18 protein-coding genes and 1 tRNA gene are annotated in these 22,391 nt (G+C 73.9%); 10 read left to right on the plus strand and 9 right to left on the minus strand.

The features are described 5' to 3' along the window. Positions 1 to 9: 9 nt before the first annotated feature. From ACFVYI_RS08980 to ACFVYI_RS09010, 7 genes are all read right to left on the minus strand, one after another. Positions 10 to 492: a PH domain-containing protein gene (locus ACFVYI_RS08980; protein WP_387882525.1), complete on the minus strand. Its 483-nt coding sequence runs from the start codon at positions 490 to 492 to the stop codon at positions 10 to 12. A 172-nt stretch (positions 493 to 664) separates the two neighbouring features. Continuing rightward, positions 665 to 1,810: an FAD-dependent monooxygenase gene (locus ACFVYI_RS08985; RefSeq protein ID WP_387882527.1), complete on the minus strand. Its 1,146-nt coding sequence runs from the start codon at positions 1,808 to 1,810 to the stop codon at positions 665 to 667. 52 nt (positions 1,811 to 1,862) lie between these two features. After that, positions 1,863 to 2,474, minus strand: coding sequence for an ATP/GTP-binding protein (locus tag ACFVYI_RS08990; protein WP_387882529.1), 612 nt, complete (start codon positions 2,472 to 2,474; stop codon positions 1,863 to 1,865). Positions 2,475 to 2,477: 3 nt separating this feature from the next. Then, positions 2,478 to 2,846, minus strand: coding sequence for a DUF742 domain-containing protein (locus ACFVYI_RS08995; RefSeq protein ID WP_387882577.1), 369 nt, complete (start codon positions 2,844 to 2,846; stop codon positions 2,478 to 2,480). Positions 2,847 to 2,904: 58 nt separating this feature from the next. Further along, positions 2,905 to 3,336 carry a roadblock/LC7 domain-containing protein gene (locus ACFVYI_RS09000; RefSeq protein WP_329490371.1) on the minus strand — a complete coding sequence of 144 codons (432 nt, stop codon included), beginning with the start codon at positions 3,334 to 3,336 and terminating at the stop codon, positions 2,905 to 2,907. Further along, on the minus strand, positions 3,333 to 6,467 hold the full coding sequence (locus ACFVYI_RS09005) for a nitrate- and nitrite sensing domain-containing protein (protein ID WP_387882531.1): 3,135 nt from the start codon (positions 6,465 to 6,467) through the stop codon (positions 3,333 to 3,335). Before ACFVYI_RS09005 ends, ACFVYI_RS09000 begins: the two co-directional genes overlap by 4 nt. A 310-nt stretch (positions 6,468 to 6,777) precedes the next feature. Continuing rightward, on the minus strand, positions 6,778 to 7,470 hold the full coding sequence (locus ACFVYI_RS09010) for a FadR/GntR family transcriptional regulator (protein ID WP_387882533.1): 693 nt from the start codon (positions 7,468 to 7,470) through the stop codon (positions 6,778 to 6,780). Positions 7,471 to 7,672: 202 nt separating this feature from the next. On the opposite strand from ACFVYI_RS09010, the gene ACFVYI_RS09015 reads away from it, so the two are divergent. The 3 genes from ACFVYI_RS09015 to ACFVYI_RS09025 all read left to right on the plus strand — a co-directional run bounded on the left by ACFVYI_RS09015 (position 7,673) and on the right by ACFVYI_RS09025 (position 10,137). Next, positions 7,673 to 9,421, plus strand: coding sequence for a 2-isopropylmalate synthase (locus tag ACFVYI_RS09015; RefSeq protein ID WP_387882535.1), 1,749 nt, complete (start codon positions 7,673 to 7,675; stop codon positions 9,419 to 9,421). Further along, positions 9,418 to 9,900 carry a YbaK/EbsC family protein gene (locus ACFVYI_RS09020; protein WP_387882536.1) on the plus strand — a complete coding sequence of 161 codons (483 nt, stop codon included), beginning with the start codon at positions 9,418 to 9,420 and terminating at the stop codon, positions 9,898 to 9,900. The genes ACFVYI_RS09015 and ACFVYI_RS09020 overlap by 4 nt, the downstream gene beginning before the upstream one ends. Positions 9,901 to 10,068: 168 nt before the next feature. Then, a tRNA-Glu gene (locus tag ACFVYI_RS09025) sits at positions 10,069 to 10,137 on the plus strand. Here ACFVYI_RS09025 and ACFVYI_RS09030 read toward each other — a convergent pair. Continuing rightward, on the minus strand, positions 10,101 to 11,834 hold the full coding sequence (locus ACFVYI_RS09030) for an MFS transporter (protein ID WP_387882579.1): 1,734 nt from the start codon (positions 11,832 to 11,834) through the stop codon (positions 10,101 to 10,103). The two genes, ACFVYI_RS09025 and ACFVYI_RS09030, sit on opposite strands and share 37 nt — an antisense overlap. On the opposite strand from ACFVYI_RS09030, the gene ACFVYI_RS09035 reads away from it, so the two are divergent. After that, the gene (locus ACFVYI_RS09035) at positions 11,746 to 12,381 is read left to right on the plus strand and encodes a helix-turn-helix domain-containing protein (RefSeq protein WP_387882538.1); all 636 of its coding nucleotides are present in this window, start codon (positions 11,746 to 11,748) and stop codon (positions 12,379 to 12,381) included. The two genes, ACFVYI_RS09030 and ACFVYI_RS09035, sit on opposite strands and share 89 nt — an antisense overlap. A gap of 55 nt (positions 12,382 to 12,436) precedes the next feature. Here ACFVYI_RS09035 and ACFVYI_RS09040 read toward each other — a convergent pair whose 3' ends face one another. Next, complete coding sequence (locus tag ACFVYI_RS09040) at positions 12,437 to 12,955, minus strand: GNAT family N-acetyltransferase (RefSeq protein ID WP_387882540.1); 519 nt, start codon at positions 12,953 to 12,955, stop codon at positions 12,437 to 12,439. A 643-nt stretch (positions 12,956 to 13,598) separates the two neighbouring features. Here ACFVYI_RS09040 and ACFVYI_RS09045 point away from each other — a divergent pair. The 6 genes from ACFVYI_RS09045 to ACFVYI_RS09070 all read left to right on the plus strand — a co-directional run bounded on the left by ACFVYI_RS09045 (position 13,599) and on the right by ACFVYI_RS09070 (position 22,370). After that, positions 13,599 to 14,849, plus strand: coding sequence for an aminotransferase class I/II-fold pyridoxal phosphate-dependent enzyme (locus ACFVYI_RS09045; RefSeq protein WP_387882542.1), 1,251 nt, complete (start codon positions 13,599 to 13,601; stop codon positions 14,847 to 14,849). Continuing rightward, positions 14,846 to 16,450 carry a carboxyl transferase domain-containing protein gene (locus ACFVYI_RS09050; protein ID WP_387882544.1) on the plus strand — a complete coding sequence of 535 codons (1,605 nt, stop codon included), beginning with the start codon at positions 14,846 to 14,848 and terminating at the stop codon, positions 16,448 to 16,450. Before ACFVYI_RS09045 ends, ACFVYI_RS09050 begins: the two co-directional genes overlap by 4 nt. Positions 16,451 to 16,457: 7 nt before the next feature. Then, positions 16,458 to 18,632 (plus strand): acetyl/propionyl/methylcrotonyl-CoA carboxylase subunit alpha, encoded by a 2,175-nt coding sequence (locus ACFVYI_RS09055; protein WP_387882546.1) that lies wholly within the window; start codon positions 16,458 to 16,460, stop codon positions 18,630 to 18,632. A gap of 64 nt (positions 18,633 to 18,696) precedes the next feature. Continuing rightward, positions 18,697 to 19,959, plus strand: coding sequence for an ATP-grasp domain-containing protein (locus ACFVYI_RS09060; RefSeq protein WP_387882548.1), 1,263 nt, complete (start codon positions 18,697 to 18,699; stop codon positions 19,957 to 19,959). After that, positions 19,956 to 21,254 carry an MFS transporter gene (locus tag ACFVYI_RS09065; protein WP_387882550.1) on the plus strand — a complete coding sequence of 433 codons (1,299 nt, stop codon included), beginning with the start codon at positions 19,956 to 19,958 and terminating at the stop codon, positions 21,252 to 21,254. Before ACFVYI_RS09060 ends, ACFVYI_RS09065 begins: the two co-directional genes overlap by 4 nt. 300 nt (positions 21,255 to 21,554) lie before the next feature. Then, complete coding sequence (locus ACFVYI_RS09070; RefSeq protein ID WP_387882551.1) at positions 21,555 to 22,370, plus strand: helix-turn-helix transcriptional regulator; 816 nt, start codon at positions 21,555 to 21,557, stop codon at positions 22,368 to 22,370. Positions 22,371 to 22,391: the final 21 nt, after the last annotated feature.

Genomic DNA, 22,391 nt, shown 5'->3' on the forward strand with positions numbered 1-22,391 from the left:
CGCCGCCGGTCAGTCGGCGTCACCGGGCTGCTGCCGGTGCCGGTCCAGGACCTCGGTCAGTCGGGCCACCTCACGGTCCACCACGACGTGCTTGTCGTCCACGTACGGCAGCTGGACCTTCCGGCCGTCCCGGAGGTGGGCGTAGGTGAAGAACTGCGGTGCGCCCCGGCCCATGTGGGCGTTCGGGTTGGGCTGCTTGCGGATCTCCGCGATCTCGGCCCAGGCGAGCCGGCGGCGCCGGATCATCCCGCGGACCCTGATGCCCTCCCCGGTCACCACGGTCGCGGCCTGCGCGGCCGAGATGACCAGGAGCAGGCAGAGCCCCAGGATCAGCAGGGTGCCGGCGCCCTTCACCCCGGAGGAGAAGCCCTCGTCGGCCCAGAGCGGCAGCAGGGCGCCGAACGACAACAGCAGGATGGTGAACGCGAAGCCCCCGATCCGCGTGCTCGCCACCCGGTACTCGTGCGGAAGTCTCAGACTCTCGGTACTCATGCCGCCCACCCCTGACGAAGGTCATCCCCGGTAATCGACCGGTCTCGCAGTGTAGGGGCGCGGCCCGGCGGCCGACAGGGGTCGCGCACCGGCCGGGAGGGCCGGAACCGGACGACGAGGCCCCGCCCGGGAGGGTTCCCGTGCGGGGCCGGAGGTCGGTCGCGTGCGGCCGTCAGTACGGCTGGACGAGGACGTGGGCGGCGCCCGGGATGCCGACCTTCAGCAGCTCGTCCTCCTCCGGGGTGGTCGGCGTGCCGGTCTCCTGCTTCAGGACGGCCCGCGACAGCGCCTGCACCCACATCGCGCGCGGCCGACGGCGCTCCTCCCAGGCGGCGAGCGCGGCCGCGACGTCCCCGGCCGGGTCCTCGACGGCGTCCAGGCTCTGGGCCAGCACCAGCGCGTCCTCGACCGCCATCGCCGCACCCTGCGCCAGGTGCGGGGTGCTGGCGTGCGCGGCGTCGCCGGCCAGCACCACCCGCCCCACGTGCCACGGCTCCTCCACGCTGACCTGCGAGATCCGCGAGTAGACCACCGCGGCCGGGTCGGTGACCAGCGCCAGCGCCTCGGCGACCGGGCCGCCGAAGCCGGCCAGCCGCTCGGCCAGCTGCTCGTGGGCGCGCTCCGGGTCCGGGCGGAAGTCCTCCGGCTCGGCGAACACCGATCCCAGGTACATCAGGTCGTCGGTGATCGGGGTCAGCAGTGCCTTCGCCCGGAGGTTCCCGGCGGACATCACCACGCCCTGTACCTCGGGGGAACGCGGCAGCGTCACCCGCCAGTTGGCGAAGCCGGTGTACTCGGGCCGGTACGCCTCGCCGTACAGGCGCCGGCGCAGCGGCGAGCCGATGCCGTCGAAGCCGACCACCAGGTCGTACCGGTCGCGGTGACCGTCGGTCAGGGCGACGTCCACGCCCTCGCCGTCGTCGGTGAGGTCGGCGATCGTGGTGCCGAAGCGGAGGGTGGCGCCGGCCGCGGTGGCGGCGGCGCTCAGCACCTCGGCCAGGGCGGGGCGCGGTATGCCGTTGTTGGACGGGGCGTCGCCCATCCGCGGCTGCGGGATCTTGGCGAGGGTGGCACCGGCCGGGTCGCAGATGGTCAGCACCTCCCACTCGAAGCCGGCCGCCAGGCAGGCGTCCAGCACGCCGATCTCGCGCATCACGTGCAGGGCGTTGGAGGGCTGGATGATGCCGACGCCGAGCGCCTCCAGGCCGTCGCGCAGCTCGGCCACGTCGACCCGGTGGCCGCGCCGGGCGAGGGCGGTGGCCAGGGTCAGGCCGCCGATGCCGCCGCCGTGGATCAGTACGCGCAGGGGTGAGGTCATGACGGGGGGTCTCCCAAAGGGGTCGAAGCGGTCGGGGGCGGGGCGGGCCGGTTCAGCCGACGGGTGCGGGCCGGGCGCCGGAGAGGTCCATCAGGTGGTCGACCAGGGCCAGCAGCAGGTCGCGCCCGAATCCGCGCTCGCGCACGTCGCCGAGCAGCATCGGCACCTGCGGGTCGAGGTCGAGGGCGGCCCGGATCTCGTCCGGCGTCCGGGTGTTGTGGCCGTGGAAGCAGTTGATCGCCACCACGAACGGGATGCCCCGGCTCTCGAAGAAGTCGATCGAGGCGAAGCTGGTGTCCAGCCGGCGGGTGTCGGCGATGACGACGCCGCCGAGCGCGCCGTTCACCAGGTCGTTCCACATGAACCAGAAGCGCTCCTGCCCGGGCGTGCCGAACAGGTAGACCACCAGGTCGGGGCTGACGGTGATCCGGCCGAAGTCCAGGGCGACGGTGGTGGTGTCCTTGCTGTCCACGCCGGACAGGTCGTCCACGCCGACGCTGGCGCGGGTCAGGTACTCCTCGGTGCGCAGCGGGGCGACCTCGCTGACCGAGCCGACCAGGGTGGTCTTGCCGACGCCGAAGCCGCCCGCGATGAGGATCTTCACGGCGGAGGGCGCGGCGGTGGTGCCGGCTGCGGAGGGGGGAAGGGGTGCGGTCGGTGCCATGGTTCAGAGTCTCCGGAGTCCTTCGCGAACGGCCGTCAGCAGGCCGAGGTCCACGCCCCCGCCGGCCCGGGCCACCGACAGCGGGGCCCGGGCCAGCAGCAGGCCCTGGGAGATCAGGTCGCCCAGGAGGATCTTGGTGACCGAGACCGGCAGGTCCAGGGCGGCCGCCACCTCGGCGACGGCGGCCGGACGCCGGCAGCGGTCCAGGATCATCCGGTGCTCGGGCTGGAGCCCGCGCGGCCCCGGCCGGGAGGAACCCCGGGCCAGGACGGTGCGGGCCTCGTCCGTGACGGTGGTCAGCACCGTGATCAGGGTGAGGTCGTCGCGCTCGGGCGCGGTGCGGCCGCGGGTGATGGTGTATGGGCGCACCATCGTGCCGGCACCGTCGTCCTCGTCGGGCACCTCGCTCCAGTGCGGGATCACCGGGGCGTCACCCCCGGTTCCTGGCCGCGAAGGCGTCGAAGTCGCTGCGCACGGGCGTGCTCAGCTTCTGGCCGACCTGCTGGACCAGGGTGTGCATGGCCACCGACATCACCTCGGCGTCCACCTCCTGGGAGGCGACCACGGCCAGGTGGGTGCCCTGCGCGGCGGCGATGATGAACAGCCATACCTCGGACAGCTCGACGATCACCTGGTGCACCGGCCCGCCGTCGAACAGCTGGCCGACGCCCCGGGCGAGGCTCTGCTGGCCGGTCGCGACGGCGGCCAGCCGCTCGGCGTCGGCCCGCTCGATGGTGCGGGAGTGGCTGACGACCAGGCCGTCGTCGGAGAGCAGCACGGCGTTTCTGGTCCCGGCCACCGAGTCGACGAGTCCGTCCAGCAGCCAGTCCAGGTCCTGGTGGGTGGCGATCGTACGGTTCATGACTGGTCATCCGTCCTAGTGGTTCGGGGGTCCGCGGTGGGGAGGGCCCAGGGGGACGGGCCCGGCGCGGGAGTCGGGGAGCCGGCGGGTCCGGTGGGGGGTGCCGAGCGGGAGCCGCGGTCGGTGAAGACGCTCTGATCCGGGAGGTGGACCTCGCCGGAGTCCTGGCCGCGGGCCACCCGGGACTGCCGCTGGAACGCGCCGATCGCCGCGCCCGAGCGGCGCGGGGGGCGCTGGAACGCGCTCGCCGACCCGATCGGCGTGCCGAAGGAGCCCGGCATGCCCGGCGCACCGCTGACGCGCTCGCCGACGGCCTCCGGCGGCGGCGGGACGCGCAGCTCGGCGGCCAGGCTGGCCTGGCGGACCCGCTGCGGCAGCGGTGCCTGCCCGCCGGTCGGCTCGGTGAGCGGCACCGTCGACGCGTACTCGCGCCGCTCGGCGAGGCGGTAGTGGTCGGCGGGGCGGTACTGCTCGTCGGCGTAGGGGGCCTCGGCGGGCGACACCTTGGCGTAGGCGATGTCCGGGTAGGCGGGGGCCTGCGGAACCGGCGCGCCGATCGGGTCGGCGGCCACCCGGGCCGGTGCGTCGCCGGTCGGGGCCGGGTGGGCCTGGCCGAGGTCGGCGGGCGTGTCGTACCCGGTGGCGGCGGGGGCCGACGGGTCGTACGCGCCGCCGTGGGTCTCCGTCCCGTACCCGTCGGTGCGGTACCCGTCGGCGCCGTGGCCGCCGGTCCCGTACCCGGCCGCGCCGTAGCCGCCGGTGCCGTACCCCGCACTGCCGTAGCCGGCCGCGCCGTCGACCGGGGAGCTGTGCTGGACCGGCTGCTCCGGCTCCGGCGGCTGGATGTACTCGACGTGCGCGAACGCCTCGGCCGGGCTCGGCGCGGCGGCCGAGGAGACCAGGACGGTCTCCGGCGGCTCGATCGCCGGCGGCGTCGGCGTCGCGACCGCCGTCGCCACGGTGGCCTCGGGGTCCGTCGGCGCACTGTGCTCCGGGCCCGCGCCGAGGGCGGTCAGCCCCGCCTTGTGGGGACGCCGGGCGAGCGGGATCGGCTCGACCGGGGTGGCGTCCGGCAGTCCGGCGTCGCCGTCGATGACCAGCTCGTCGGGGACGAGCACGACCACCCGCGTGCCGCCGAAGGCCGACGGCCGGAACTCGATCTTCAGATGGGAGTTGGCGGCCAGCCGGGAGACCACGTAGAAGCCGAGGCGGATGTCGTCCGCCCGCGCCAGCACGTCCATCCGGGGCGGACGGCTCATCAGCTCGTTGGCCGCGTCGTACTGCTCGGGATCCATGCCGAGGCCGCGGTCCTCGATCTCCACCGCGAGCCCGCGGCCGACCATCGCGGCCCGGACCTCCACCGGCGTCGGCGGCTTGGAGAAGCTCGCCGCGTTCTCCATCAGCTCGGCGATCACGTGCGCGACCGGGCCGACCGCGCGCTCGGAGAGCCACGGGTGACCCTCGACGTCCAGCATGATCCGTCGGTAGTCCTGCACCTCGCTCTGCGCGGCCCGCAGGACGTCCAGCAGCGGGACGGGCTTGCGCCAGCGCCGCTGCGGCTGGCCGCCGGCCAGGATGACCAGGTTCTCCTCGTAGCGGCGCAGCCGGGCGGTGAGGTGGTCGAGGTCGAACAGGCCCTCCAGCACCTCCGGGTCCTCGTGCTTGCGCTCCAGCTCGTCCAGCTTGCGCAGCTGCTGGCCGATCAGCAGCTGGGTGCGGCGGGCGATGCGCTGCAGCAGCCGCTCGAAGCCGCGGTGCTGGTCGGCCTGGCGGACGGAGGTCTCCAGCGCGGAGGTGCGGGCCAGGTTGAGCGCCTGGCCGAGGCGGGCCAGCTCGTCGGTGCCGTTGCCGTGCGGGTCGGCGGTGATGGCCCGGCTCTCGGCCTCGACGTCGACCTGCTCGCCCCGCGAGAGGCGCTCCACCACCTCGGGCAGGGTCCGCTCCAGCTCCTGGGCCTGGGTGTGCAGTTCCTTGATCCGGCGGCGCAGCGAGCGGGTCAGCCGCCAGCTGGTGAGGATCACCGCGACGACGGCGATCAGGCCGATCACGGTGGTCAGCACGAAGGCGGTGAGCAGGGAGAGGAAGGATCCCTTGCCGACCTCGACGATGCCGTCGGTGCGGGTCTCGATCGCCGTCACCAGCGCCGGGTTGAGCTGGTCGAGCGCCTGGCGCCACTGGTCCTGGGAGGCCGGGAGCCTGACGGCGCCGCTCGGGTCCGCCGGGGTGGCCCTGATCAGCGCCTGTTCCACGGCGGCCTTGGCCTGCCAGGCCGGGCTGTTCATGACGTCCTGCCAGACCGCGGCCTCGCCGGCCGGGATGTAGGGGACGACCTGCACGGTGAAGAGGTGCTCCTGCGCGCCGATCGCCTGCTGGACCTGCTGGTAGTCGCCGGCGCCGAGCTTGCCGGACGGCCAGCCGCGGGCCAGCAGGGCGTCCTCGCGGGCCAGCATCTCCTTGGCCCAGAAGGCGTCCACCAGCGTCTTGGAGATCCAGGTGACCTCGCCGTTGTCGACGTGGCTCAGCGCGGTGAACAGCCGCAGGTCGACCGCGATCAGGTCGGTGTAGTACGCGAAGGCCGTCTGCTGGTCGACGCCGGCGCGGTCGATCGCCGCCCGCTGCTCCGCCAGCCGGCCCATCGCCTGCCGCGCCTCGGTGACCGCGGTGCGCACCTCGGAGGGCGCGCTGTCGGCGGTCTCGTCGGAGAGCGCCTGGAACTGGCGCACCGCGTCGTCGGTGAGCTGACGCTGGCGGCGCAGCGCGTCGGTGACGCTGCCGGGCCGGGCGAGCGCCTCGGCGCTGAGCCGGCGCTCCTCCTGGAGGTTGTAGTAGACGTGGTTGGACGGCTGCCCGGCCTTCTGGGCCAGCAGGCCCTGGGCCGCCTGGCGTTGGAAGTCGAGGAAGGTCTGGCCGCTGGTGACCGCCCAGAGGGCGGCGAGGGCGAGACTGGGGACGACGGCCAGGACGAGCAGCGCCGTCCGCAGGGACAGGCGCGGACGCCTGCGGGGGGACTTCGGCGTCGGGGGCCGCCGATTCGCACGCGCGCGCAGAGCTGACTCCTTGGGACTGGCGGCCGGCCTGGTGGGGTCGAACCGTCCGGGGGCACGAGCTTTTGACGAAGTGATACTAGTCATACGGTGTGATAGGAGTGAAAACCCGTTCGCTGCCTGGACGGTGTGCGCACACAGCCTTAACACACTGTCATCGAACCGTTAATGATCAGTGAACGAAGGGGCCGTGCGGGGAAAGGCCTCCCGGGGGTTCCCGCAGTCGGACGCCGAGTGGCGTGATCGTATGCGGAGCGTGCACCGCCGACTGCCCGGAGAACCGGCCGACCGGTGCCCGACCGGGGCGTCCGCGGGTGCCCGACGCCGCTGTGCGGGGCCCGGGCCGACGCCGGTCCGGGGCGTCGGCGGCCGTGTGGAGCGGGTGCGAGCGGGCGGTTCAGGTCGCGAGCAGGCGGGTCAGGGTCGCCTCCAGCTCCTCCGCCAGGACCTGCCCGGCGCCCTCGGCATCGCGTCGGCGGACGGCCTCCACCAGCTCCGCATGGGTCGCCCAGCCGTGGTGCGGATCGCCCTCGCGCAGCCCCAGCAGTCCGACCAGGTCGACCAGGCGCTCCCGCAGGACCGGGACGAACTCGGCGAACAGGTCGGAGAGCACCGGGTTGTGAGCGGCCGCCACCACGGCGGCGTGCAGGGCGATGTCCGCGTCCACGAAGGTGGCGTCGTCCGCCGTGCCGGCCGCGTGGCGGGCGGTCAGCGCCCGGTCGAGCGCGGCCACGTCGGCCTCGTCGTGCCGGACGGCGGCCAGCCGGGCCGCCTTGACCTCGATCATCGCCCGGACCTCGTACACATGCGCCAGCTCGGCCTTGCGCAGCCGCGCCGACCAGTCCTCGCCGGGCCGGTCCGCCGTCACGAAGACGCCCGCGCCCTGGCGGCTCTGCACCATGCCGGCCCCCGCCAGCGCGCGCAGCGCCTCCCGGACGGTCGAGCGGCCGACGCCCAGCTCCTTGGCCAGGGCCACCTCGCCGGGGAGCTTGCCGCCCACCGGCCACTGTCCGGACGTGATCTGCTCGGCGATCCGCCGGGTCGCCTGGTCGACCAGGGGGGAGGGGCGCAGGGGGTCGAGCGGAGACATCGCGTTCACCTGTCAGGTTGTCTGAGGAGTTGATGCAGGGCTACGGTACCCCGCATGAAGTCGTGGAGTCTCCTTCCCGGCTGCCTCCGCGGCGGCCTTCTCGGTGGCCGCAGCGGGGTCTGACCGGACCGGCACCCCGCTGCGGGTCGCCGTGCCGCCGGTCCGCCTTCCGGTGCCAACCCCGTGACGAAGGACCTCCACCATGCGATTTCCCACGCTCCGCACCCCTGCCGGCCCCGTCCCGGCCGGCGCTCCCGACTGGAACCCGCAGCGCGGCAGCGCCATGCCGTACCACCGCTACCGGCCCGCCCACGAGCGCGTCGAGCTGCCCTCCGGCGACCGGCGGCAGTGGCCCTCCCGCCGGATCGAGCAGGCCCCGCTCTGGGTGCCCGTCGACCTGCGGGATGGCAACCAGGCGCTGGCCGAGCCGATGGACCCGGCGCGCAAGCAGCGGATGTTCGACCTCTTCCTGGCCATGGGCTTCAAGGAGATCGAGGTCGGCTACCCCTCCGCCAGCCGGACCGACTTCGACTTCGTCCGCCGGCTGGCCACCACTCCCGGAGCCGTCCCCGAGGACGTCACCGTCGTGGTCTTCACCGCCGCCCGCGCCGACCTGATCGAGCGGACCTTCCGGTCCGTCGAGGGCCTGCCCCGGGTCGTCGTCCACCTCTACACCGCCACCGCGCCGATCTGGCGCGACGTCGTGCTCGGCCGCGGCCGCGAGGAGGTGCGCGACCTGATCACCGAGGCCGCCGAGCTGATGGCCCGGCTGGCCGGGGACCGCCCGGGAGTGCGCTTCGAGTTCTCGCCGGAGGTGTTCAACCTGACCGAGCCGGACTACGTCCTGGAGGTCTGCAACGGTCTCACCGGGCTGTGGGACGCGAGCCCCGACCGGCCGGTGATCCACAACCTGCCCGCCACCGTCGAGATCGCCACCCCCAACGTCTACGCCGACCAGATCGAGTACGTGCACCGCCACCTGGCCCGGCGCGAGGCGGTGATCCTCTCCGTCCACCCGCACAACGACCGCGGCACCGGCGTCGCCTGCGCCGAACTCGCCCTGCTGGCCGGCGCGCAGCGGGTCGAGGGCTGCCTGTTCGGCAACGGCGAGCGGACCGGCAACGTCGACCTCGTCACGCTGGCGCTCAACCTGCACACCCAGGGCATCGACCCGATGGTCGACTTCTCCGACATCGACGAGATCCGGCGCACCGTCGAGCACGTCAACCGGCTGCCCGTGCACGAGCGCCACCCCTATGCCGGCGACCTCGTGCACACCGCCTTCTCCGGCACCCACCAGGACGCCATCAGGAAGGGGTTCGCGCACCACGCCGAGGCGGCGGCCGACCTCGGCCTGCCGCCGGGCCGCGCCCCGTGGTCCGTCCCCTACCTGCCGATCGACCCGGCCGACCTCGGGCGGGACTACGAGGCGGTGATCCGGGTCAACAGCCAGTCCGGCAAGGGCGGCATCGCCTACCTGCTGCAGGCCGGGCACGGGCTGGAGCTGCCCCGGCGGCTGCAGATCGAGTTCGCCCGGGTGGTCCAGGAGTCCGCCGACGACAGCGGGCGCGAGGTCGGCGCCGACGAGCTGTACGCGCTGTTCCGCTCCCACTACCTGGACGCGGCCCCGGCCGTCGACTGGCGCACCGGGGAGGAGGCCGACGTCCACTGGGCCGAGGTCGACGGGCACCGGGGCGAGGGCAACGGCCCGCTGGACGCCGTCACCGCGGCCCTGCGTGCCGCCGGTACGGCCGTCGACATCCTCCGGTTCACCGAGCACGCCGTCCGCAGCGGGCCGGACAGCGACGCCGTCGCCTATGTCGAGGCCCGGGTGGCGGGAGGTGTGGTCTGGGGCGCCGGCCGGGACTCCTCCGTCCTCGCGGCCGGGGTCCGGGCCGTCCTGAGCGCCGTCGGCCGGGCGGCCCGGGGGCAGGGGAGGATGCCGGTATGACACCCACCCTCCCCACCCGGAGCCAGGCGGTCGCCGACGCCCTCGCGGCGGCCGGACTGCCCGGCGAGATCCAGGTGCTGCCCGACTCCGCCCGCACCGCCGCCGAAGCGGCCGACGCCCTCGACTGCGAGGTCGGTGCCATCGCCAACAGCCTGGTGTTCAGCTGCGACGGCGCGCCGCTGCTGGTCATGACCAGCGGTGCCCACCGGGTCGACACGGCTTACCTGGCCGGGCGGTTGGGCACCGGCCCGATTGTCCGGGCGAGCGCCGCCGAGGTCCGCGAGGCCACCGGCCAGGCCATCGGCGGCGTCGCCCCGGTGGGTCACCCGGCCCCGCTGCGCACCGTGGTCGACGTGGCGCTGGCCGGGTACGAGCTGCTCTGGGCGGCCGCCGGGCACCCGCACACCGTGGTGCCGATGACTTACGACGAGCTGCTCCGGCTCACCGGTGGCACGCCGTCCGCGGTGGTCGCGCCGTAGACCCCGTCGGGCCGCGTCGGGGCCGCCGGCCGCCCCTCGGCGCCTCGCACGGGCGTGGTGTCAGGGGGCGGGCGGTGGCCCCGATTTCGCCTTTCGATCATCCGTTGGTAGTTTCTTCCTTGTCGGCAGGCCGAGATCGCGGAAGTGATCGCAGGTCAGGCCGGTCAGGCGTCGGTGGTGCAGTGGTAGCACGCCCGCTTTCAGCGGGAAGGGTTCGTTCGATTCGGGCCCGGCGCTCGATGGACAAGGGCGGGAGTCGTCAGCGACTCCCGCCCTTGTCGTGCTGCCCCGGGCCGTTCGGTCTCCTGGCCCTGCTGCCCCTTGCGCTGCCGCCCCGGGCCCGAGGCCCGCGCCACGACGACGAGGAACAGCCCGCACGCCGTCACGAGCAGCCAGCCGGGCCGCGAGGCGCCGGCCAGGTCGTCGGGGGCGACCCCCACCACCAGGCCCCCCGCGACCGCGATGCCGATCGCCGCGCCGACCTGACGCGCGGTCGAGGTGATCGCCCCGGCCACACCGGCCCGGGCCGGCGGCAGACCGCCGACCGCGGTGTTGGTGATCGGCGCGTTGGCGAAGCCGAAGCCGACACCGATGAGCAGGTAGGCCGCCAGGAGCAGCGGGACGGGGGTGTCCCGGCCGAGATCCACCAGGCAGAGACCGCCGGCGGCGATGAAGGCCCCCGCCAGCAGGAGCGGACGTCGCGGCCCGAGCCGCCCCACCAGCGCGCCGGACCACGGCGCGCACACGGTGGCCCCGAGCGCCATCGGCAGCGTCGCCGCGCCGGTCGCGAGCGCCGTCCAGCCACGGGCGTGCTGGAGGTAGAGGGTGTTGAGCAGCAGGCTCACGTTCAGCGCGACGAACAGGGCCACGGCGCCCAGGGCCGCCATCGCGAACGGTGCCCGGCGAAAGAGCGCGAGGTCCATCAGGGGCTCGGGCCGACGCAGCTCCACCCGGGCGAACCCGGCGCTCGCCAGCGCCGCCACGGCGCAGCCGGCCACCACGAGGGGCGAGGTCCAGCCGATCCGGGGCGCCTCGATGAGGACGGCGACCGAGGTGCCCAGGGCCAGGACGAGCAGCAACTGGCCGGGTAGGTCGAGCCGCCGGGCGCGCTGTCCGCGCGACTCCGGCACGTACACCGCGACCAGGACGAGGGCGGCGAGGACGACCGGCGCGTTGATCCAGAACACCGAACGCCAGCCGAACGCCGCGATGAGCGCCCCGCCGGTGACCGGCCCCGCCGCCATGCTGAGGCCGAAGACGGACGCCCAGACGCCGATCGCCCGGGCCCGCTCGCGCGGGTCGGGCATCGTGTTCACCACGATCGCCAGGGCCACCGGGCTCAGCATCGAGGCCCCGACCCCCTGGGCGGCCCGGGCCGCGACGAGCAGGCCGAGCGACGGGGCCACCGCGCACGCGAGGGAGGCGAGGCCGAAGACGACCAGCCCGCACTGGAAGACGCGCCGCCGCCCGAAGCGGTCCGCGAGGGCGCCGGCGGAGATCAGCAGACCGGCCAGGACCACCGTGTAGGCGTCCACCACCCATTCCAGGCCGCTGGTGCCCACGCCCAGCCCGCGTCCGATCTCGGGCAGGCCGACGTTGACGATGGTGGTGTCCAGGCCGACCAGGAACATGCTCAGCGCACAGACGGCCAGCACCGTCCATCGTCGGCGGGTGCTCGGTACGGCTCGATCAGCCAGGATTGTCGTGGTCACGGGCCCACCTTCGGTTCGGTATCGTCTGCGGCCCCATGCTCGGACCGGGTGGCAGCACCGGCCCAGGAACTTTGCGAAGACTGCAAAACCGCTCCGGTCCACCCGATGGACCGGATGGACCGGAGGAGCCCCCATGCACCGCACCGACCCCGTGGACGGCGTGGACCCGGTGGATCCGGTGGGAGCCGCGGACACCGACGTCGAGGAGATCCTCGCCGGCATCGGGCCACGCCTGCGGGCCCTGCGCCGCGACCGCGGGCTGACCCTGGAGGCCCTCGCGGCGGCCACCGGGATCTCGGTGAGCACGCTGTCGCGCCTGGAGTCGGGCAAACGGCGCCCCACCCTCGAACTGCTCATCCCGCTGGCGCGCACCCATCGCGTCGCCCTGGACCAGCTGGTCGCGGCGCCGGCCACCGGCGACCCGCGGCTCCACCTCAAGCCCCACCACAAGGAGCCGGGCAACGTCCTGGTGCCCCTGACGCAGTACCCGGGCCGGGTCCAGGTCTTCAAGCAGGTGCTCGCCCACCGCGAACCGAAGCTCGTGACCCACGGCGGCTACGAATGGCTCTACGTGCTCGCCGGTGAACTCCGCCTCATCCTCGGCGAACGCGAATTCACCCTCCGCCCCGGCGAGGTGGCCGAGTTCGACACCGGTGAGCCGCACTGGTTCGGCCCCGCCGGCGCGCACGCGGTGGAGATCCTGCACCTGTTCGGCCCGCGCGGCGACCAGGCCGTCGTCCGCACCGGCCCGTCGACGACGACCCCGTGACCGCCGGGCGGCGCCGATTCGGCGGCGCCGCCCGGCGGTCGGGTGTCTGCGGACCCTAGATGCCGAAGGCCGCGGCCCAGCGGACCGTGCCGGACGGCAGCGGGTGCCGAGCGTCCAGGCTCAGCGCCATCCACGCCTCGTCGGGCGCGTCGACGGTGAGGACCAGCCCGTGCGCGGAGGCCCGGACGAAGCCGAACCGCGGGTAGTACGACGGGTGCCCGAGCAGCACGACGAAACGCTCGCCCATGCTCCGGGCGGCGTCGAGCGCGGCCAGGACCGCGGCGGACCCGGCGCCGCGACGCTGGTGGTCCGGATGCACGGAGACCGGGCCCATGGCGAGCGCCGGGACGTCACCGACGAACGCGCGGCTGAGCACGACATGGCCGACCGGGGTGCCGGCCGGGTCGGTGGAGACGAGCGAGAGGCCGTCGATCCAGCCCTCGTCGGTGCGGAGCGCGGCGAGGACGTCGGCCTCCATGGGCCGGCCGAACGCCGCACGGGTGAGGGCCTGGACGGCCGGGACGTCGGCGTCGGTCTCGACGCGGGTGAGCCAGGAGGAAGCGGGAGAAGACATGGTGAAACCCTTGGGGTGAAGGGCCTGGCCCGGCGCCGGAGCACCCCGCGGCACGCGGGGAGCGGAACGGTCAGACCAGGGCCCGGGGGATGAGAACGGTCGTCCGGGCGCTGCGCGGCACGGGCGCAGCCGTCGTCACCGTGGCCACCGTCTCACCTCCCCGTCTCTCTCGTCGTCCTGCGTCCGGTACGGACCGGGCGAACGTAACACGGACCGGCCGGCGGGCGCCCCCGATTATTCGCCGGGGGCCCGGCGGGGACGGACCGGGTCAGCCGGTGCGCGTCAATGCGGACCGACCGGCAAATAATTTCCGGTGCACCCGTCGGATGGCGGTCTGTCCAGTTATGCGAGGCGGCAAAAATCTTCCGGTTGACAGTCGTCGCAGCGTATTGAATTCTTTCAATCGCCGGGGAGGCGCGCAGCTCTTCGGACCGATTGCGAGGGGCTCCGGGGGGCCGGCAGGGCCAGCGGTGCAGGGACCACTGGATCAAGCGAGCGGCCGAACGGTCGAGTCCGACCTGTTCGGACGGCAGGCCGGACGCGGTTTCCACGAGTACGCCTGATCGCCCGGAATTGACGATGCCGATAAAGGCCCGGTCTTGGGCCCGGTATTACCGTACCGAAATTCAACAAGGAATCTGGCGTGCACTCATACATGAACATCAAGAAGTCCGCGCGGATCAGCCACGACTTCTGGGAGGTCACCGCCGAGGCCGGGATGTTCGACATCGTGGTGTCCGGCCTCGGTGACGGGCGGCACCGGGCGCTGGCGGACGGCCACGAGTTCGTGAACATGTCGTCGTACTCCTACCTCGGCCTGGACACCCACCCGCGGATCGTGCGGGCGGCCGCCGACGCGGTGCTCGCCGAAGGAGCGCTCAACAGCTCGACCTCGCGGATGCGGATCCGCTTCGGCTCGCTGCGGGACGCCGAGACGGCGCTCTCCGAGCTGTTCGACGTCGAGGCGCTGACCGTGGCCTCCTGCGCCGCGGCCGCCTGGGCGAGCCTGCCGCTGCTGGCCTCCGGACTGCTGACGGACGGCGTCCCGCCGCTGATGGTCTTCGACAAGAACGCGCACTTCTGTCTCAACGCGATGAAGCCCGCGGTGGCCGACGAGGCCGAGATCGTCACCATCGGGCACAACGACGTGGACGCGCTGGAGGACCTCTGCCGCAAGCACCCGCAGGTCGCCTACGTCGCCGACGGCGTCTACAGCACCGGCGGGGCCGCGCCCATCCCCGAACTGCTGCGCCTCCAGGAGAAGTACGGGCTCTTCCTGTTCTTCGACGAGGCGCACGGGGTCTCCACCGTCGGCGAGCGCGGCCGGGGCGCGGTGCTGGAGGCGATGGCGGCCAACGGCGGGATGAACGACCGCACGCTGATCATCACCTCGCTCAACAAGGGCTTCGGCGCCTCCGGCGGCGCGATCTTCCTCGGTCCGGGCGGTTCGCAGCAGCGCCGGGACACCGCGCTGCGCAACGGCGGCCCGCTGATGTGGTCGCAGCGCATCAACACCGCCGGCCTGGGCGCGATCACGGCCTCGGCGCAGCTGCACGACTCCCCGGAGCTCAAGGAGCTCCAGCAGGGGCTCCAGGACAACATCGCGCTCTTCGACTCCCTGGTGGAGACCTCCTTCAACGGTGACGGCCTGCCGATCCGCTTCGTGGACATCGGCTCCGAGGACGCCACCATCCGCCTCGCCGGGACGCTGCTGGAGCGCGGCTACTACACCTCGCCGATCTTCTTCCCGGTGATCGGCCGGGGCAAGGCCGGCCTGCGGCTGATGCTGCGCGCCAACATGGCCGAGGCCGAGATCCGCGACTTCTGCGGCGCCCTGAACGAGGGCCTGCGGGCCGAGGCGGCGCGCGAGCCGGGTCAGGAGCAGCCCCGATGACGGCCCTGCGCTCGCACATCGACTCCTCCACCGAGGTGTTCCGCCGCAACGTCGCGGCCTTCGACGAGAAGCGGCAGGTCATCGCCCGGGCCCGGGCCGCCGCCGTCGCCGGCGGGGACGAGCGCTCGCGCCGGCGCCACACCGAGCGCGGCAAGCTGACGGCCCGCCAGCGGGTCTACCAACTGCTCGACCCGGGCACGCCGTTCATGGAGCTGGGCCAGCTGGCCGGGCACGAGGTCTACGACGAGCACGTGCCCTCGGCCGCGCTGGTCACCGGCATCGGCATGGTGAGCGGCCGCCCGGTGGTGGTCTTCGCCAACGACGCCACCGTCAAGGGCGGCAGCTACTTCCCGCTGACGGTGGAGAAGCAGCTCCGGGCCCAGCTGGTGGCCCGGGAGAACGGCCTGCCCTGCATCTACCTGGTGGACTCCGGCGGTGTCTACCTGCCGCTCCAGGAGCAGCTGTTCCCCGGCGAGTACCACCTGGGCCGGATGTTCCGCAACATCGCCGAGATGTCGGCGCTCGGCCTGCCGCAGATCGCCGCGGTGATGGGCAGCTGCACGGCCGGCGGCGCCTACATCCCGTCGATGTGCGACGAGACGGTGATCGTGCGCGGCACCGGGACGGTGTTCCTGGGCGGCCCGCAGCTGGTGCGCGCGGCCACCGGAGAGGTGGTGGACGCCGAGACGCTGGGCGGCGCCGACCTGCACACCCGGGTCAGCGGGGTGGCCGACCACCTCGCCGAGAGCGACGAGCACGCGCTGGCGATCGTCCGCGAGATCATGGCGCGCGACGGCCGCCCGGCCCTCGCCCCGCCGCCACGGGCCCCGCGCCCGCCGCTGTACGACCCGGCGGAGCTGCCCGGCATCGTCAGCGCCAGCCTGCGCGAGCACATCCCGGCCCGGGACATCCTCGCCCGGCTGTTGGACGGCAGCGAACTCACCGAGTACCGGGCGCGGTTCGGCCCGACCATCGTGTGCGGCACCGGCCACGTCGGCGGCTACCCGGTGGGCGTGGTGATCAACGACGGGGTGCTGTTCCCGGAGAGCGCCCAGAAGGCCGCCAACTTCATCGAGCTCTGCACCCAGCGCGACATCCCGCTGCTGTTCCTGCACAACATCAACGGCTTCATGGTCGGCGCCGAGTACGAGGCCGACGGCATCGCCAAGCACGGCGCCAAGCTGGTCAACGCGGTCTCCACGGCCAAGGTCCCCAAGTTCAGCCTGGTGATCGGCGGCAGCTACGGCGCCGGCAACCTCGCCATGTGCGGGCGCTCGATGGGCCCGCGGCTGATGGCCATGTGGCCGAGCGCCAAGTCCACCGTCGTCGGCGCCGAGCAGACCGCGACGGTGATGGCGCTGATCCGCGGCGACCAGCTCGCCAAGGAGGGCAAGGTCCTCTCCCCCGAGGAGGAGGAGTCGATCCGGCGCCCCATCATCGAGACCTACGAGCGCCAGTCCCACCCGCTCTACTACGCCGCCCGGATGTGGGTGGACGCCGTGGTGGACCCGACCGAGACCCGTGAGTGGCTGGCGCTCTGCCTGGCCATGTCGGCCGACGCCCCCAAGCAGGAGACGCGCTTCGGCGTGTTCAGGATGTGATGACGAAATGATCAAGCGTGTCCTGATCGCCAACCGTGGCGAGATCGCCCGGCGGATCGCCCGTACCTGCCGCCGGCTCGGCATCGAGTACGTCGCGGTCCACTCCGACGCCGACCGCTCCTCGGCCCACCTGGCGGGCGCCGTCGAGCGGGTCCGGATCGGCCCCGCCGCGGCCGCCGAGAGCTATCTGCACGTCGACGCGCTGGTCGACGCCGCCGTCCGGACCGGCTGCGACGCCGTCCACCCCGGCTACGGCTTCCTCTCCGAGCACCCGGGCTTCGCGGCGGCCGTCGCCGAGGCCGGGCTGGTCTGGGTCGGCCCGGACGCCGCGACGATCACCGCGATGGGCGACAAGTCGACCGCCCGCGCGCTGATGGCCGCCGCCGGCGTCCCCGTCCTGCCCGGCTCCGGCACGGCCACCGAGTCGGAGCAGGAGATCCTGGCCGACGCCGAGCGGATCGGCTACCCGGTGATCCTGAAGCCCGTCGCGGGCGGTGGCGGCAAGGGCATGCAGGTGGTCCGCGCCGCCGCCGACCTGCCCGGGGCGGTGGCCGAGGCCGTCCGCCTGGGCCGCAGCAGCTTCGGCGACGGCCGGCTGCTCGTCGAGCGGTACGTGGAGCGGCCCCGCCACATCGAGGTGCAGGTCTTCGGTGACGGGCACGGGAACGTGGTGCACCTCTTCGAGCGCGAGTGCTCGCTGCAGCGCCGCCACCAGAAGATCGTCGAGGAGGCCCCGGCCGCCAACCTGCCCGACGCCGTCCGGGCGGAGCTGCTGGAGGCCGCCGTCCGCGGTGCCCGGTCGCTCGGCTACGTCAACGCCGGCACCTTCGAGTTCATCCTGGACGCGGCGGACCGCTGCTACTTCCTGGAGGTCAACACCCGGCTCCAGGTGGAACATCCGGTCACCGAGGAGATCACCGGCATCGACCTCGTGGAGTGGCAGCTGAGAGTCGCCGACGGGCAGCGACTACCGCTCGACCAGCACGAGATCACCGCCACCGGCCACGCCGTCGAGGTCCGCGTCTACGCCGAGGACCCGGCCGACGGGTTCCGGCCCGCGCCGGGCCGGGCGGCCGCCGTCCGCTGGCCGGCCGGCGTCCGGGTGGAGGCGGCCTTCGACGACACCGGGTCGGGGTACGACGCGGCCTCGGCCGGCTCGGCGGGCCCGGGCGCGCTCCTGGACGGGTCGCTCCTCGACGGGTCGGTCGGCACCGGGTCGGTCGGTGGCCTCGGCGGCAGCGCCTTCGACGGAGGGGCCTTCGACGGCGGGGCTTTCGGCGGCGGGGCCGAGGTCCCGGCGTTCTACGACCCGATGTTCGCCAAGCTGATCGCCCACGGCCCGGACCGCCCCAGCGCCCTGCGCCGGCTGCTCCCGGCCGTCCGCGACACCGCCCTGCCCGGGCTGACCACCAACCTCGGCTTCCTCGCCGAACTCCTCCAGGCACCCGCCGTGGTCGCCGGGCGGATGGACACCCACCTGGTGGACACCCTGGTCTCCGGCCCGGCCGGGCGGCGGGAGCAGGGCGAGCCGGCCGGCCCCGCGCACCGGACCGACCGCGTCCTGGCCGCCGCGGCCTGTGCGGCGGCGATGCAGATCCCGCCCGTCGGCGAGGCCCCGACCTCCCCGTGGCACGGCGCCGTCGGCCCGTTCGACCGTCACCGGCTGGACCCGGTCGCGCCGTTCGGCCGGGTCGTCCTGCGCCACGGGCGGCGGACGGTGCAGGCCGGGCTGACCGGGCGGCGCGGCGGCGCCGTCGACGTCCAGGTGGAGTCCACCCCGTTCACCGTCACCCTCGCCGCCGTGCCGGGACACCCCGGCCTGTTCCGGGGCACCGTCGGCGACCGGCGCTGGACCGGCCTGCGCAGTGCGGCCGGTTGGGAGCTCTCCGTCGACGGGCACCGGGTGGCGCTGGCCGCCCAGAGCTTCGCCGAGGGCGGCTCCGGCGCCGCCGACAACGCCGTGAAGTCGCTGATGCCGGGCACGGTGGTCGGGCTGCTCTGCGAGGTCGGCGACCGGGTCGAGGAGGGGGACGCCCTCGTCATCGTCGAGGCGATGAAGATGGAGAACCGCATCCTCGCCCCGTTCTCGGGCGTCGTCACCGGGATCCGGTGCGCCGTGCGCGACCTGGTGGCGACCGAACAGGTGCTGGTCGAGCTCGAAGCCGACGCCGAAGCCGCCTGAACCCGCTGTACTTCCTGCCCAGTTGAAGCACCACCCCCGCACCACGCACGCAAGGAGCCCTCGTATGCCCGCAGAACCAACCCCCCTGAAGCTGCTGCTGGTCGGCGGGGTACGGGCGGTGCCGCTCGGCCTCGACATGGCGAAGCTCGCCCTGGACCAGGCCCACGCGCGCGGGCTGCGGACCCACCTGACCAACCAGGAGGCCGTCCTCGCCGCCACCCCCGGGGTGACCGAGCAGGCCGGCGCCGTGGCGGCGGTGGACTTCGCCCGCCCCGGCGAGGCCGCCGCCTGGGCGCGCGACCGGGCCGGCGAGGGCGAGCGCTTCGACGCCGTCCTCGCCCTGCAGGAGATGGCCCAGGTGGCCGCCGCCGAGACCGCCGAGGCCCTGGGCCTGCCGGGCAACCCGCCGGAGGCCGTCCGGCGGGTGCGCACCAAGGACGCCTGCCGGGCCGCACTGGCCGCCGCCGGCTTCCGGCAGCCCGCCGTCGAACTCTGCGCCGACGAGGCGCAGGCGGCCGCCTTCCTGCGCGGGTCCACCGGGCCCTGGATCGTCAAGCCCCGTGACGCGATGGGCAGTACGGGCGTCAGCCGGATCACCGGACCGGACGGACTGCCGGCCGCGATCGCCCTGCTGCCCGGACAGGGGCCGTTCCTGGTCGAGGAGTTCGTCCAGGGGGCCGAGTACAGCGTCGAGGGCCTCTTCCTCGGCGGCGAGCCGGTCGTCCTCGCGGTGACCGAGAAGGAGAAGGTGGAGCCGCCGTTCTTCGTCGAGGTCGGCCACATCCTCCCGGCCGAACTCCCGGATGCCCGAAGCGAGGAGATCGAGCGTCAGGTGAAGGCGGCGCTCGCCGTCCTGGGCCTGCGCACCGGCGCCTTCCACGTCGAGCTCTGGCTGAGCCCGGACGGGATCGTGCTCGGCGAGGTGCACGGCCGGTTCGGCGGCGACTGGATCCACCGGATGCTCGCCCACGTCGTCCCCGGCCTGGAGCTGTTCGGCCTCATCTACGACGACCTGCTCGGCCTCCCGGGCGCCGCCGCCGCGCCGGCGCCGACCCGGGCCGCCGCCGCCCGCTACCTCACCCCGCCGCCCGGCCTGGTCACCGCGGTCGAAGGGTGGGCGGAGGCCGCGGGGCACCCGGACGTGCTCTACGCCGACCTCGCCGTCGCGCCCGGCGGCACCGTCCGGCCGCTGCGCACCTCCGGGGACCGGGTCGGCGTGATCGTGGTCGGGGCCGACACCCCGGACCAGGCCCGCAAGCTCGCCCGCGAGTTGGCCGACTCCGTCCGCTTCACCGTGGAGCCCGCTCGTACGGTGGCGCCCGCATGACGCGCACGGACGCCCCGCCCCGGGCCGCCGGCCTGCTGTGCCGGCTGACCGCCACCCTGCTGCCCGGCTCGCGACAGGGCCGGATCATGGCCGCCGGCACCACCGTGGACGCGGTCGCCAACGGCCTGTACCTGGCCACCGCCACGCTCTACTTCGTCCGCTACCTCGACATCACCGCGGTCGCGGTCGGGACGGCGATCGCCGCCGCCAACATCGCCGGGCTGCTCAGCCCGCTGGTCTTCGGGCCGATCGCGGACCGGTTCGGCGCCCGGCCGGTCTACGTGGCGCTGACGCTGGTCCGCGGGGTCGGCTTCATCGGGTACGCCCTGGTCGGCAGCTACGCCGGCTACCTGGCCGTCACCTGTGTGACCATCGCCGCCGCCCGGGCCTGCTCGCCGCTGCTCCAGGTGATCGTCGGCGAGTTCGAAGGCGCCGCCGAGCGGACGAAGACGATGGCCTCGCTGCGCGCCATCACCAACATCGGCCTCACCGCCGGCTTCCTGCTGGCCGCCCTGGTGCAGGCCGCGCAGTCCCGGGCCGCCTTCGTCGCGCTCTTCCTGTTCAACGCGGCCGCCTTCGCCGCCGTCGCCCTCGCCGTGGTCCGGGCCGGCCGGGTGGCGGGTTCGGCGGCCCCGGCGCGGCCCGCCGCGCCCGCCGAGGCCGCGGCGCAGAGCGGCTCGCCGTACCGGGACCGGCGGTTCCTGCTGGTCACGGCCGCCAACGCGGTGCTGATGCTGCACGACTGCGTGCTCTTCATCCTGCTGCCGCTCTGGGTGGTGGAGCGGGCCGGGCTGCCGGCCAGCGCCAGCTCGGCGCTGCTGGCGATCAACACGGTGCTGACCGTGGTGCTCCAGCTCTCGGTGGCCCGCTTCGCCCAGGGGCTCGCCAAGGCCCTGCGGATGCTCCGGATCGCCTGCCTCTTCCTGGTGCTGGCCTGCGCGTTCTTCGCCTTCGCCGACGGCCGCGGGAAGTACCTGGCGCTGGCGGCCGCGGTGGTGGCCGTCGCCCTGCTGACCGTCGGCGAGAACCTGCACGCCGTCTCGCGTTGGGAGATCTCCTACGAGCTCTCGCCCCCGGCCGGCCGCTCCCGCTACCTCTCGCTCTTCAGCACGGGCATGAGCGCGCAGCTGATCGTCGGCCCGTTCCTGGCCACCGGCCTGCTGCTGCCGGCCGGAGCGGTCGGCTGGGTGCTGCTCGCCGCGCTGTTCGCGGGCGCGACCACCGTCACGGTGCTCGCCGGCCGCACCGCCGTCCAGGCTTCGTCGGCACCCCCCTCGGAGGCGCTGACCGGCTGATGTCACTCTGCGTTGCTTGAATGGGCACAGCCAAGGAAGTACAGTCCCCCTAGAGCGTGTCAAGGGCCACGCGGGCACACCGGGGGGTGGACTTCTTGTTGCGGTGCTCGGTCGCGATGTTCCCCGGTCTGCCGTTCCGATGTCGGTCGTCCCACTGAACCGAGCGTTCAACAGAGGGACTTGTCATCGCCGACCGGCTGACGAACCATCAGCTTCACCGGCTCTTCGGGCTGCCCCGAACTTCGACACGTCCCCCCCGGGACCGCCATCGTCGAATGCAGGAACAGACCGGAGTGAGCCATGGTGCTGCGCGAGGCACTGAGCATCCCCATCCCTCTCGACCACGACGAATCGACCACCGCCGAACTCCCCGGCCTCGCCAGTCTGCTGCGTGACTGGCGAAGCCGGGCCGGCCTGCGGATGGGGCTCGCCAAGCCGCTGCCCCAGATGGTCGTCGCCACCAGACTCGGCATGAGTGAGCGCTGGTACCGCGATCTGGAGCGCGGCGGCACGGCCCGCTTCGACCCCAGGCTGCTGGCGCTGCTCGCCGACGTGCTGCTGCTCGACGCGGACGAGCGTGCCACCCTCTACCTCTACGCCATGGGCGGCACCCCGTCCGCCGGCCCGGCGTGCCCGGAGGACCTGCACGCCCTCCAGGAGCTGGTCGACCGGCAGATGCCGAGACCGGCCTTCATCGCCGACCGCGCCTGGACCGTGGTCGGCCACAACCGGGCCGCCGCCGAGTGGTTCCCCTGGATGCGCCACCCCGGGGCCAACTTCGCCCGCTGGGTGCTGACCGCCCCGGAGGCCCGCGAGCAGGTCGCCGACTGGACGTGGCAGGCCCGGATGACCCTCGCCATGATCCGTTTCGCGCTGGCCCGCTACCCGGGTGACGAGGCGGTGGTCGCCCTGCTCACCGACGTGCTGCGCGACCCGCTCTGCCGCCGGCTCTGGGCGGGGCGGGCCTGCGTGGTCGCCAACCGCGACGGGGACCGCTTCGGCCTGCGGCTGCCGCACCTGTCGTCCGACCCGATCGAGACGGTCGCCCAGGTCCTGACCCCCGGTGGCCGGCCGGACCTGAGCTTCGTCGTCCTGGGACCGCCGCCCGGGGGCTGACGCCCCGGGCCCGCCGCGGCC

The sequence above is a fragment of the Kitasatospora sp. NPDC058218 genome (genome assembly GCF_042882445.1).
Taxonomy (GTDB): Bacteria; Actinomycetota; Actinomycetes; order Streptomycetales; family Streptomycetaceae; genus Kitasatospora.